This is a genomic window from Roseivirga sp., assembly GCF_965216855.1.
In the GTDB taxonomy this organism is placed as follows: Bacteria; Bacteroidota; Bacteroidia; order Cytophagales; family Cyclobacteriaceae; genus Roseivirga.
Genome location: NZ_OZ244204.1, coordinates 3,682,631 through 3,694,888 on the forward strand (window position 1 = coordinate 3,682,631; position 12,258 = coordinate 3,694,888).

10 protein-coding genes and 1 other RNA gene are annotated in these 12,258 nt (G+C 42.9%); 3 read left to right on the plus strand and 8 right to left on the minus strand.

What is annotated here, in order from left to right:
- Nucleotides 1–79: 79 nt before the first annotated feature.
- The 3 genes from ACOOEY_RS16295 to ald form a co-directional block, all read right to left on the minus strand.
- Nucleotides 80–1,939, minus strand: a complete 1,860-nt coding sequence (locus ACOOEY_RS16295; RefSeq protein ID WP_420385785.1) for a 7TM diverse intracellular signaling domain-containing protein — start codon at nt 1,937–1,939, stop codon at nt 80–82.
- 83 nt (nt 1,940–2,022) lie between these two features.
- On the minus strand, nt 2,023–2,844 hold the full coding sequence (locus tag ACOOEY_RS16300; RefSeq protein WP_420385786.1) for an SDR family NAD(P)-dependent oxidoreductase: 822 nt from the start codon (nt 2,842–2,844) through the stop codon (nt 2,023–2,025).
- A gap of 66 nt (nt 2,845–2,910) precedes the next feature.
- Nucleotides 2,911–4,026 carry an alanine dehydrogenase gene (gene ald, locus ACOOEY_RS16305; protein ID WP_420385787.1) on the minus strand — a complete coding sequence of 372 codons (1,116 nt, stop codon included), beginning with the start codon at nt 4,024–4,026 and terminating at the stop codon, nt 2,911–2,913.
- 330 nt (nt 4,027–4,356) lie between these two features.
- Here ald and ACOOEY_RS16310 point away from each other — a divergent pair, with 330 nt between their 5' ends.
- Entirely contained in the window at nt 4,357–6,768 is a 2,412-nt protein-coding gene (locus ACOOEY_RS16310; protein WP_420385788.1) for an alpha-ketoacid dehydrogenase subunit alpha/beta, read from the plus strand.
- Here ACOOEY_RS16310 and ACOOEY_RS16315 read toward each other — a convergent pair whose 3' ends face one another.
- Nucleotides 6,769–7,527: a hypothetical protein gene (locus tag ACOOEY_RS16315; RefSeq protein ID WP_420385789.1), complete on the minus strand. Its 759-nt coding sequence runs from the start codon at nt 7,525–7,527 to the stop codon at nt 6,769–6,771.
- Between the two features lie 72 nt (nt 7,528–7,599).
- Here ACOOEY_RS16315 and ACOOEY_RS16320 point away from each other — a divergent pair, with 72 nt between their 5' ends.
- Both ACOOEY_RS16320 and ACOOEY_RS16325 read left to right on the plus strand, forming a co-directional pair.
- Nucleotides 7,600–8,589 carry an acyl transferase gene (locus ACOOEY_RS16320; RefSeq protein ID WP_420385790.1) on the plus strand — a complete coding sequence of 330 codons (990 nt, stop codon included), beginning with the start codon at nt 7,600–7,602 and terminating at the stop codon, nt 8,587–8,589.
- 96 nt (nt 8,590–8,685) lie between these two features.
- Complete coding sequence (locus tag ACOOEY_RS16325) at nt 8,686–8,826, plus strand: hypothetical protein (RefSeq protein WP_420385791.1); 141 nt, start codon at nt 8,686–8,688, stop codon at nt 8,824–8,826.
- Here ACOOEY_RS16325 and ACOOEY_RS16330 read toward each other — a convergent pair whose 3' ends face one another.
- The 4 genes from ACOOEY_RS16330 to ACOOEY_RS16345 all read right to left on the minus strand — a co-directional run bounded on the left by ACOOEY_RS16330 (nt 8,827) and on the right by ACOOEY_RS16345 (nt 12,252).
- Nucleotides 8,827–9,981, minus strand: a complete 1,155-nt coding sequence (locus ACOOEY_RS16330; RefSeq protein WP_420385792.1) for a sigma-54-dependent transcriptional regulator — start codon at nt 9,979–9,981, stop codon at nt 8,827–8,829. It abuts the gene before it with no gap.
- 136 nt (nt 9,982–10,117) lie between these two features.
- Nucleotides 10,118–10,437: RNase P RNA component class A (rnpB, locus tag ACOOEY_RS16335), an RNA gene on the minus strand.
- A gap of 27 nt (nt 10,438–10,464) precedes the next feature.
- The gene (locus ACOOEY_RS16340; protein ID WP_420385793.1) at nt 10,465–11,328 is read right to left on the minus strand and encodes a hypothetical protein; all 864 of its coding nucleotides are present in this window, start codon (nt 11,326–11,328) and stop codon (nt 10,465–10,467) included.
- A gap of 51 nt (nt 11,329–11,379) precedes the next feature.
- Entirely contained in the window at nt 11,380–12,252 is an 873-nt protein-coding gene (locus ACOOEY_RS16345; protein WP_420385794.1) for a DUF2279 domain-containing protein, read from the minus strand.
- Nucleotides 12,253–12,258 lie beyond the last annotated feature (6 nt).

Sequence of the window (12,258 nt, forward strand, 5' to 3'; positions counted from 1 at the left end):
TTAAAAAAGGCTCAGAATAGCCTTAAAAGGTCGAAAACGTTTGCATATCACGCTTGAGTAACAAAAAGTGATTTACAGCCTAATTCAGGTGTGTACTGAAGAGATTGTGTATGAAGACAGTTCCTGACTTCTTTTTCGAATCACTCTCATAGACTTTCTCGATCTTCTTTCTGAAATTCCATACAGTGTTCCTTCTCAGGTCGAGCATTTCCGATAATTGGTCAAGGGTGTAGTCTTTCTGCCGGTTGTTGGAGACATAAAGAATAAAGAAGGCCTTTTCAATGGGAAAGCGGATGCCATGGAAAATAGAGTTGCTTGTTACGGACTCATTATAACCACACTTAGAGCATCGCCTCATGAACTTGGTTTTGCCTTCCAGGTATTTGGTATTACCGCACTTGGAACAATGATAGCCATTGCCCCATTTGAGCTTCTCAAGAAAACGATAACATGTGGCCTGATCAGGGAAGATTTTCTGGAACTGCTCAAGATTAAGGTTTTTGTTGATCAGCCGATCCTGTAAGATCTCCTTAATGTTGTTTTTGAGTTTCCAGTTATCAAGGTCTAGCTTCGAGTTGATAGCATTGATCTCTTTGGTTTGCTCAATCAGTTTTTGATTGGTGTTGGCCAGCAGAAGGTTTTTCTCTTCCAGCTGTCTGGTTCTGTCCTTAATCTTTTCTTCCAGCTCCTGATTTACCTTGTCTTTAAGCTGAGCATTTTCCTTTTGCTGATTGATGATTCTTTGCAGAGCTCTGTCGCGATTGGATTTTAATATTCGAACTCTGTCACTCAACGCAACGGTCAGGAAGATCATTTCCAGCAGGAAGCTGATATGCAAGCTGTAGTAAGTAATAGTCACCAGAGGGATAATAGACAGGTAAATCAATGCTTTGGCCAGAAAGCCCAGGAACAGTATCCCATAAGCCACCACGAAGAACCGAGCCGGTTTATAGCCTTTACTCCAAACCCTGATACTGCTGTAGAAAATCAGTGATAAGGGAATGATCTCTATGTTTCTGTAATCGAACAGGCTGTGATCGAAGATCAGCGCAAAGAAAAAGAAAGCTGACCTGAGTGCTATGGTCCAGTTAATTGCCTGATATAATTTGGGGGCTCTTACAATGAGGTTCAGAAATCGCCTGGAGAACAGTAGGGACCAGAAGATCAATGAATAGAGCGCAGCTCCATAGGCGATCTGGTTCCATTGAGGCCAGTTGGGCCAGAGGTATTGATAGGCAATACCATCGACACACATGGCGTATACACCCACACTAAGTATGTAGAAAGTATAATAGAGGTATTTAATCTCCCGTATGGCCAGGTAAATAAGGAGGTTGTATACAGCCACAATGAATATCATTCCATAAAAAATGCCATATAAGAAGTATTCATTCAGGGCATAGCCAACAAACTTATTCACTGTTCTGATGGAAACCCTGACATCAGCATAGGTGTGTGACCTCACCTTAAAATAGATGTTCTGCTGCCCTTTAATGCTGGTGTCAATTATCCATTCAAAGTTCTTATGAATAAATGGTTTTTGCCTGAATGGTCTCAGGTCACCGACTGATGAGCTCTCGTAACTGAGGTCGGCCTGCGGGAAATAGGCGGTAATGTCGTCAATGGTCTGATCATAGAACTCGATCATCCATTCCTTGTCCAGGTCATTCGCAATCAGAAGGGGTATTTTTATCCAATAGGTACAGCTTACGCAGTAGTCTTTAGGTTTGAATCCCGGGGTAACAGCAAACTGCTTTTGCGAATTGAGTACTTGTTCAAAAGAAAGGGAGTTGGTGCTATCAATCAATACGGGGATGTCGTTGAATGCCAGTAGAAATTCTTCGTGGGAATTATCTATAAATACTCTCTCCCTGGAATTCTGGTGAGGTAAATAGAGCATTAAGAGCAATGGCAGAAAGTACGCCTTGATTGAGAGCATTGAACTCTGATGAATGATTTGTTAAACTAATTTACAAATTAGATTACAAAACGATACCATTACCTGCGAGGTTCAAAACTTATTCAGACGGGTGAAATACCTTTTACAGCCTTTCCATCCACCCGTTTTGCGTGATTTTTACGCTGGATATTACCTACCATATTGGCTACTCTTCTTCTACTGAGCAGGCGCGGTAGAAAGGCACTGAGTTTGTTCCAGAAGCCGGGCACTAAGACCACTTTTCCGTTCATTAGTCCATCGAATCCAAATTGGGCTACGCTTTTAGCATCAGCTATATTGAACTTGATGTTGGGGTTTTCATTGCCATTGGCTTTGGCAAAGTTGGTTTTGGTCATTCCCGGGCAGAGTACAGAAACATTCACACCTTGAGCTCTAACTTCATTGGCCAGAGCCTGAGAGAAATTAAGTAAATAGGCTTTTGAAGCATGATAAGTAGACATGAGCGGACCTGGAACAAAGGCAGCTACAGAGGCATTGTTGAGGATATATCCACGACCTCTGCTGGTCATTCCTGGTAGGTAGCGCTTCATTAACTCCGTAGCAGTGATCATGTGAACCTGCAACATTGATCGGTCTTTATCCCAGTTGCTCTGGGTGAAATATCCAAAGTTGCCGAAGCCGGCATTGTTGAAGAGCAGATCAACTTCAATATTTTCATTGAGCGTATAATTGAAGATATCCAGTGCTGCTTCCTGATGGGCAAGGTCCATCGGTAGAATGCGGATTTCTACAGAATAGATTGACTGAAGACTGCTTTGAGCTACTTCCAGTGCCTGCTCGTTGATATCTACCAATAACAGGTTGAAACCATTGAGTGCGGCAACATTGGCAAACTCTAATCCAATGCCGCTGGCTGCTCCGGTGATTAAGGCCGTATTATTCATGAATTTTCAAAAATAAAAAAAGGAACCTAATTAGGCTCCTTTTTTCTAAATGTCATCAAATTAATATCAGGCAAGATACTTTTCAACAGGAACAAATGGCATATCAAATGCCTCTGCGACTGCCTCGTATACAACGTCTCCGTTGATTACGTTCAAGCCCATTTCCAACTCTTTGTTATCCTGGCAGGCTTTTTTCCAGCCTTTGTTGGCCAATTGAATAGCATATGGAAGAGTTGCGTTAGTCAAAGCGATAGTAGAAGTGTAAGGTACAGCTCCCGGCATGTTAGCCACACAGTAGTGTACAATATCGTCAATGATAAATGTCGGTTTCTCGTGAGTAGTAGGAGTACAGGTTTCAATACAACCTCCCTGGTCTACAGCCACATCTACCAATACGGTACCTGGTTGCATGTCTTTCAGCATATCTCTGGTGATGAGTTTAGGCGCTTTAGCACCCGGTATCAATACTGCACCAATGATCAGATCCATGTGAGGAATTAATTCACGAATGTTTACCTCATTTGAGTAACGGGTTACTACGTTCGGAGGCATTACATCGTTCAGGTATCTCATTCTGTCGAGGTTCACATCCATAATGGTTACCTGTGCACCAAGTCCGGCAGCCATTTTAGCCGCCTGAGTACCTACAATACCACCACCAAGCACCAATACTTTACCCGGTGATACACCTGGTACACCACCAAGTAATACACCTTTACCCATAATTGGTTTCTCCAGGTATTTGGCACCCTGTTGAGTTGCCATTCTACCTGCTACTTCTGACATAGGAATCAAAAGAGGGAGGCTGCCATCTGCTTTCTCTACAGTTTCATAGGCAAGACACACCGAACCACTGTCTACCATTGCACGGGTAAGCGGCTCATAAGAAGCAAAGTGGAAATAGGTGAATACCAATTGATCCTTTTTGATCAGCTTATATTCAGGTTCAATAGGCTCCTTTACCTTCATGATCATTTCGGCTTTCTCATAAACAGCCTCAATTGTAGGAAGAATATTTGCCCCAACTTCCTGATAAGCCTCATCAGGAAAACCGCTGTTTAAACCAGCATTAGTCTGTACATAAACTTCGTGACCACGCTTGATCAACTCCAGTGCTCCACCAGGGGTTAGAGACACTCTGTTTTCATTGTTTTTAATTTCTATTGGAACGCCAATGATCATGTCTGATAAGGTTTATAAATTTTGAGTGGCAAATATAGCCAACAGATACTACAAACGTTTGCAAAACGGGCTAAAAACGCAGATTTCGCTCAGAATCAGAATGATATATCTCTAAACTCAAGAATGATGAAATTATCTTTCTCTACTTGTTTTTAGGAAGAAATAAAATTTTGAATTATGGTTGATATACTATAAAAAGTAATGCGAAAACAGGTATTTCAATATTTTATTCTAAAAAAGTCGATTAAAATAAGGGTTTACCAAATTTGATTTGTCTTTCTTTCTGATTACATTTGTTAGACGTAATAGTACGTAAGTTCATTAAATTTTATGCCTGTGGGAGTTTCAAAAACTGTTAGTAAGAAGAAGGTTAATGTAGAGGAAGTACTCAACGATTTTAAACTAGCGGTTGAAAGTAGGGAGGCCAGTATCATCGGCCGAAAGGAGGTCTTCATGGGGAAGGCCAAGTTTGGTATTTTTGGTGATGGTAAAGAGCTGCCTCAAATAGCTATGGCTAAGGTGTTCCGCAATGGAGATTTTAGGTCTGGCTACTACCGGGATCAAACCTTCATGTTTGCCATTGGCGAACTCACAGTTCAGCAATATTTCGCTCAATTATATGCCCATACTTCTGTGGAGGCCGATCCGGCTTCAGGAGGTAGATTAATGAACGGCCATTTCGCTAACCGCTTATTGGATGAAAATGGCAAATGGAAAGCTCAGACTTCCATGAAAAACTCAAGTGCCGACATTTCTCCTACTGCCGGCCAAATGCCAAGATTGGTCGGACTGGCTTATGCCAGTAAACTCTATAAGCAAAATAAAGATCTTCACGAGTTTACAGACTTCTCTATCAAAGGAAATGAAATCGCTTTTGGAACTATCGGAAATGCCTCTACTTCCGAAGGCCACTTCTTTGAAGCGATGAATGCTGCCGGAGTACTGCAGGTGCCGATGGTGATGGCGGTTTGGGACGATGAATACGGTATTTCCGTACCACAGGAATATCATACTACCAAAGGAAGCATTTCTGAATTCCTGGCAGGTATCCAAAGAGATAGTAAAAAGAAAGGCTTTGAAATTATCAAGGCCAAAGGATGGGATTACGAAGGCCTGAAAGCTGCCTTTGAAAAGGCGGAAAAAGTGGCCAGAAATGAGCATGTTCCGGTATTGGTTCATGTGCAGGAAGTAACCCAGCCACAGGGTCACTCTACTTCAGGTTCACACGAGCGTTACAAATCCAAGGAAAGACTGGAGTGGGAAAAGAACCACGACTGTATCTTAAAATTTAGAGAGTGGATTCTGGAAAATGACCTGGCTTCAGAAGAAGACCTGGATAAGCTGGAGAAAGAAGCTAAAGGTGCAGCAAAGGATGCCCGTGCTGCTGCGTGGAATGCTTTTGCAAAAGATATTAAGAATGATCAGGATAAAGCAGTTACCCTGCTTGAAGCCCTGGCAGAAGAGAGCGAGTTCAGCGGACAGATTATTCAAATCGTGTCTGAGTTGAAAAAGACTCTCAATCCAATCAGGATGGATGCCTACAAAGCAGTGAAGAAAATATTGCGTATCACACGTAATGAGGACACTTCTTCGAGAGCTTCTCTGGTGGCCTGGTTGAAAAAATCTGATGAAGAGAACTTCCAAAGATTTAGCTCTCATGTAATGAGTGAATCTGATGAAGCTTCATTGAAGGTGGAGGAGGTTAAGGCCGAATTTACAGATGCCTCCCCATTGGTTGATGGACGTGAGGTACTGCAAGCCTGCTTCGATGCAGCGTTGAGCCGTGACCCAAGAGTCGTTGCTTTTGGTGAAGATGTCGGTAAAATTGGTGATGTGAACCAGGCGTTTGCTGGTCTTCAGGCCAAATATGGTGAGCTAAGAGTGACAGACACCGGTATCAGAGAAACCACCATCATTGGTCAGGGAATTGGTGCTGCCCTGAGAGGTTTGAGACCAATTGCTGAGATTCAGTACCTGGATTATCTCCTTTATGCTATCCAGACTTTGAGTGATGATCTGGCTACCCTGCAATATAGAACTGTTGGTGGTCAAAAAGCTCCATTGATAATCCGTACTCGTGGCCATAGGCTGGAAGGAGTATGGCACTCCGGCTCACCGATCGGTATGATCCTGAACAGCCTTAGAGGGATCAATGTGCTGGTTCCAAGAAATATGACACAGGCTGCAGGTTTCTACAATACCATGCTCAAGTCCGATGATCCCGCTTTGATCATTGAGTGCCTGAATGGATATAGATTGAAAGAACGTATTCCTGATAACATTGGAGAATTCACTGTTCCTTTGGGTGTTCCTGAAGTGATTAAGGAAGGCACTGATGTTACTGTGGTGACTTACGGTTCCATGTGTCGTATCATTACTCAGGCGGCAGAAGAACTGGAAGAAGTAGGAATCTCTGTAGAGGTAATTGATGTGCAGTCATTACTTCCATTTGATGTACATCATTCCATAGTAGAATCACTTAAGAAGACCAATCGCGTGGTATTTGCCGATGAGGATGTACCGGGTGGTGCATCAGCTTATATGATGCAGAAAGTACTGGAAGAGCAGGGAGGTTATTTCCACCTTGACTCTCAGCCTGTAACCATTGCCAGTGCTGAGCACAGACCTGCTTATGCTTCAGATGGTGATTACTGGTCTAAGCCAAACGTTGAAACCGTATTCGATAAAATCTACGCGCTGATGAGCGAAGTAGAGCCTGACAGGTTTCCATCACTGTACTGATTAGTTTTCTTCCCTAATACTTTGAAGGGTAAACTCAGGGGTTTCACCAATGTTACTGGTGTGCAATGCTCTGTCGCGCACTTTAAATTCCAGTTTTACGGTGTCTGTTCTGAATAATGGTAAGAAGAGTCCTGACTTCATCTCGTAATTGATCACTCCTTCAATAGGTCTGTTGGAGTTTCTTACAATTGAGCAAGGGTTGTCGTCAGATGACAGGCAGGGAAAGCGACCATCGAATGAAATACCACAGAAAGTATTTTCATTGGCGCTGCCTCTCGGTTGCGCTCTCAGATCTACTTCTTCAAAAGAGCCGTTTCTCTTTACATAGAAGTCTACTTCTATGTTGAATTGATTCTCGTTAAAGTCGATACGTAATGTATCCAGGAAATCTCCATCTTCATTGATGTCGAGGTTTTCTCTGTCTTCAATAACATAGTCAAGGCAAGTAAAAGGAGGGTCTTCCGGGCGATCTCCAAACTCTACATAGGCACCATTCTGAGTAACCAGGTAGTAAGGAGCATAGGGACCATTGTCTTCATCACCATCAAGACCTAAGTCTCCATCGCCATCTTTAATGTTGATCGAAAGTCTGAGAATATTCTCCTCAAAAAGCGGATCTCCCGCATTTCTGACTTCGAAAACGATATCGTTAAAACTCACTTCCGGAGTGACCGGCAGATCGGGAGGTCTGTTACATCCCATGGCCGCAAATAGGAGAAGTGAAATGAATACTAAAGATTTAGAGAAGCTTAATCTCATGAATTGCCTTTAAATAAATACAATTATAACAATATTTGCCCTAAGTGGGCTGAATATACGGCTCTATAACGAATGCCAGAATTCAATAGTTTAATACAACGATTAAAAAGGCTGGAGGCCGAACAATTTGAGCCTCTGGCTATCGATATATTTAAGTGCCAATATCAGTATAACGACATTTACCATAATTGGTGCACTTCATTAGGAAAGACACCCGAAACTGTCTCAAGGTTGGGTGATATTCCTTTTTTACCCATTTCCTTTTTTAAGTCTCAGGTTATTCGAACAGGTTCATGGAAGGAGCAATTGGTTTTTGAAAGCAGTGGTACAACGGGCATGGAAACCAGTAAACACTATGTGGCTGATGAACAGCTATATCTTGAAAACTGCGTTCGGGCTTTTGAGAAACAGTACGGTGCTTTAGATAACTATATCATTCTGGCCTTATTGCCTTCCTATCTTGAAAGGGGAAATTCAGGACTGATTTCCATGGTGAATCATTTTATCGGTCTGACTAACTCCAATGAGTCAGGGTTTTACCTGAATAACCTGGAAGAGCTATTCCAAAAACTCAATGCACTCAAGAAAGGAGAGAAGAAGGTGATTCTATGGGGCGTTACTTTTGCTTTGCTCGATTTTGCAGAATCCTTCTCTGTTGATTTCCCCGAACTGATTGTGATGGAAACAGGGGGGATGAAAGGGAGACGAGAAGAAATGCTCAGAACAGAAGTCCATGCCAGTTTGATGAAAGCCTTTGGGGTACAGCATATCCATTCAGAATATGGGATGACCGAACTTTTTTCCCAGGCCTATTCGATGGGTGAGGGACTTTTTAAGCCATCGGCTACCATGCGTGTAATGGGGCGCGATATCAATGACCCTTTATCTTATCCTTCCAACAAAAGAACTGTAGCCTTAAATGTGATCGACCTGGCTAATATTTACACCTGTTCCTTTATAGAAACCAAAGACCTGGGTACTGTCTATGAGGAGGGAAGTTTCGAAGTGAGGGGTAGAATGGATAACTCAGATTTACGTGGCTGTAACTTATTGGTGGTTTGAAATAAAGCCTCACTTGTTCCGTTGAGAAGAAGATAATCTTTGTTTGGGACGTTGAAACTTAAATTGAATTTTTATCTTTAAGCACAATTCGAGATCATGAAAAAGAAACAATTGGTCATTTTGTTGGTAGCAATCGCCTTTTTAGGCATTACCTCATGCGCTCAGGACATATGCCCTGCCTACGCCAAAGTAGACAAGCAAGAGAAGAAAGAAGAAAAGAAAGAGGGTCAGTTCTGATTAAATCAGATACTTTTTCACATCATTTCCTCCAATTTCATCACCACACATGATGACCAGTCGTTCGGTCACGTTTCGTAGTTCCCTGATGTTTCCAGACCAGTCATAATCCTGTAAGGCCTCGAGTCCATCTTTGGTTACCGACTTTTTCTTTGTACCGTACTCCTGAGCAATATCGTCCAGAAATTTATCTACCAGTAGAGGAATATCTTCCTTCCTTTCCTTTAAGGCGGGAACCTGAATTACAATCACACTCAGTCGATGGTATAAATCTTCTCTGAACCGGTTCTCCGCAATCTCCTTTCTCAAGTCCTTATTGGTGGCGGCTAATACACGCACATTCACATTGATGTCTTTATCTCCGCCAACCCGGTTGATTTTATGCTCTTGCAATGCCCTTAAGACTTTGGCCTGAGCCGAAAGACTCATGTCGCCAATCTCATCCAGGAAAAGGGTTCCGTCATTGGCCTGCTCAAATTTTCCAATTCGTTGTTTGTGAGCAGAGGTAAAGGCACCTTTCTCATGCCCGAATAATTCACTTTCTATCAGTTCGGCTGGAATAGCAGCACAGTTGACCTCGATGAATGGGGTGGAAGAGCGGTTACTTCTTTCGTGTATTCCCCTTGCTACCAGCTCCTTTCCACTTCCGTTAGGTCCGGTGATCAACACACGTGCATCGGTTGGGCCCACCTTGTCCATCATTTCCTTGACTTCAGACAGGGCAGGAGATTCTCCTACCATTTCATATTTCTTGGAAAGCTTTTTCTTAAGGGTTTTGGTTTCGGTAACCAAAGATGACTTGTCCAGTGCATTCTTGACGGTCAGCAAAAGTCTGTTCAAATCCGGTGGTTTAGGCACGAAATCAAAGGCCCCCATCTTGGTGGCATCCACGGCAGTTTCAATGGTGCCATGGGCAGAGATCATAATGAATTGTGTTTCTATGCCAGCCATCTGAACCCTTTCAAGGAGTTCAATACCATCCATCTTTGGCATTTTCACATCGCAGAGGGCAATGTCGAATTTATCTGAAATCAGTTTATCCAGGCCTTCCTGACCATCTTTGGCTTCATCGATGGTATATTTTTCATATTCGAGAATTTCTCTGAGTGTACTTCTGATACTTTGTTCATCGTCTATGATCAGGATTTTTGCCATCTCTCGGTAGGTTAAATTTGGTAATTATTGAACTGATTCTTTCAAGCGAAAATAGTGCTAAAATTGTAAAGTGGTTGGCATTTGATAAATGAATTCCTAATCAATCCATCCCTATGACCAAATTCACGAAAAAGAAAAAAGATATAGACCTGTAAGCCGGGTTCTGTCTACTCCCTGATGGGATGATCTTATCATTTATCTGGTCGCGCCATTACTGGCGAAATCTATCTGCCTACCCTCTCACATCGGGCGGGAACCCTCAAACGCAAGTATACGTGGCATTTCACCGCATAGAGTTTACCTGATTTCACTACAGCATTACCTGTACATTCTTTCTGTTGCACTTGTCCTCTCCCGATTGCTCGGAATGACGGCCGTTAGCCGCTATGCTTCCCTGTGGTGCCCGGACTTTCCTTCCTCCCGATAAATCAGGAGAACGATAAGACGGTCTATATCGCTGCAAAGATAGTTGAATGCATTGAACTAAAGGATGGCAGACAGATCTAAAGTCTTTCTTTCTTCTCCTTCAGCCTGAATGTGGAGGGTGTTGTTACAACCTCCGGTTTCAAAGTCCAGCTCTATGCTGCTGTTTTGGCCTGAAATGGTTTGTCTTCCGCTGATGGGGAAGTACTGTTGAGCCAGCCAACATTCGAATACCTGAAGTGTTGAGGCAGGTGTTTGAAGGTTGAAGGTTTGGCTGTTGACCAGGGTATAGCTGAGGTTGTTTATAGCGCTGTAGGTCAGTTCGGTTGTTTCGAACTGAGCTCCGTCATCCTTTTCATAATGTACCGCCCGGTTACCAGAGAACAAGCTCGTTTCACTTCCTATGATCAATTCAAGATCATTGAAGCTGATCAGGTAGGTTTTATTATCTGCTGAGTTTGTCGTTGAAGTATTCTCAATGCTTATGCTTCCATTAAACCCGATCTGGTTAACCCTGTAATTGTTCAGGACAATGCTCATTTGATGACCTATGTAGTCTTCTGGATCAGAATAGTTGATTTCAATTTGACCCTGTCGGATCAGGCCGTTTTCACTGGTGCAAGTCTGGGTGAAATCCAGAGTCAGCCGGTTAATGTTTGTGTTCAAAGTTTGATGGGCACAGGCACCCCGATTTGAAAACACATTATAAGCTGCATGGGTATATAGCTCTCCCTGATCTCTTTCGTGAAGGGAAAATAACATATTGAATATTACACCCTCAACATCATGGATCAGGTACTCAAAAACTACTGCTTCTTTACTTCCTTCAGGTATTTTCAGCTCCAGATCCTCGGTATTGGTGGAGGTGCAGGCGGAAAGCAAGATACTTAATGTGAAAAGATAGAGTAAATGTTGTTTGAGCATTGTGTTAGTGTTAGACTACCAGAGCAAAACGCTGATTATCAATGAAAAGTATCAATAGTAAAGCCAATGCCCCTTCAAGCTTCCATTACTCAGTTCCAGGGTCGGGGCTGGCAGTCTGATCATGTCGGCCAGGAAGAGCACTGTTTTGAGAAACCTGCTGCTGGTTGGTATATAGCTTAAGTCAAAGTCGATGCCTAGAAAGAGTTGGCGGTAATTATTGAATCCTGCAAGGCTGTTTTCAGAGTTTCTGGAAAACACCATGCCCTCTGCTCCATATCCTACAGCCAGGTTAAGCCATTTTGGCCAATGACCTGACTGGTCAAAGGCATGAAGGTCGATCGAGAACCAATAGCTTTGCCCGTTATAGTCCTTTAGCAACTGTTCAGGGAGACTCTTACCTAGGATCTCAGGGCGGAGGCCAGGATAATTCGTTGTTCTAAAGCTGAATTTGGGTTTGATCCGTTGCTCATCCCAGAGCTTTTGCTGAGCATAGAATAGTCCCGACCCTGCTGCATTGGCAACCATATCGCCATATGAAAAGCCATAGTCGGGAGAGAAACCATCCAGTATTTCGATCGGAAGGAATAGTGCTGTGCTGAGCAGGCTACCCCATATCAGGGCCTTTTCATCACTAAGTTCTGTTCTTCTCAGTAGCTGATAGTTGATTCTTGAAAAGTGGTAGGTGCTGTAAGTATGACCAAACTTGTCTACCTGAAGCCACTCTGCATTGTCATTGAAGAACTTAAAGTTTTCAAATCCATTTTCGGCATACCAGGCCTGACTTAGTACAAAGAGCCCGGTAGTATATCCAATACCGCCATAAAGCTTTACTTTTTTGAGAGGTATGGAATGTGCCGTGCTGTCTTGCGCCAAACAGGAAAGTCTGAATAGAATAAAGCAAGCCAGTAGCAGGGCCTTTCGCATGCCGAA

Excerpts from the sequence above, each read along its gene's own strand:
- ACOOEY_RS16340 (WP_420385793.1), bottom strand. The coding sequence starts at position 11,328 with ATGCTCAAACAACATTTACTCTATCTTTTCACATTAAGTATCTTGCTT.
- ACOOEY_RS16315 (WP_420385789.1), bottom strand. The coding sequence starts at position 7,527 with ATGAGATTAAGCTTCTCTAAATCTTTAGTATTCATTTCACTTCTCCTA.
- ACOOEY_RS16330 (WP_420385792.1), bottom strand. The coding sequence starts at position 9,981 with ATGGCAAAAATCCTGATCATAGACGATGAACAAAGTATCAGAAGTACA.
- ACOOEY_RS16310 (WP_420385788.1), top strand. The coding sequence starts at position 4,357 with ATGCCTGTGGGAGTTTCAAAAACTGTTAGTAAGAAGAAGGTTAATGTA.
- ACOOEY_RS16300 (WP_420385786.1), bottom strand. The coding sequence starts at position 2,844 with ATGAATAATACGGCCTTAATCACCGGAGCAGCCAGCGGCATTGGATTA.
- ACOOEY_RS16345 (WP_420385794.1), bottom strand. The coding sequence starts at position 12,252 with ATGCGAAAGGCCCTGCTACTGGCTTGCTTTATTCTATTCAGACTTTCC.
- ald (WP_420385787.1), bottom strand. The coding sequence starts at position 4,026 with ATGATCATTGGCGTTCCAATAGAAATTAAAAACAATGAAAACAGAGTG.
- ACOOEY_RS16295 (WP_420385785.1), bottom strand. The coding sequence starts at position 1,939 with ATGCTCTCAATCAAGGCGTACTTTCTGCCATTGCTCTTAATGCTCTAT.
- ACOOEY_RS16325 (WP_420385791.1), top strand. The coding sequence starts at position 8,686 with ATGAAAAAGAAACAATTGGTCATTTTGTTGGTAGCAATCGCCTTTTTA.
- ACOOEY_RS16320 (WP_420385790.1), top strand. The coding sequence starts at position 7,600 with ATGCCAGAATTCAATAGTTTAATACAACGATTAAAAAGGCTGGAGGCC.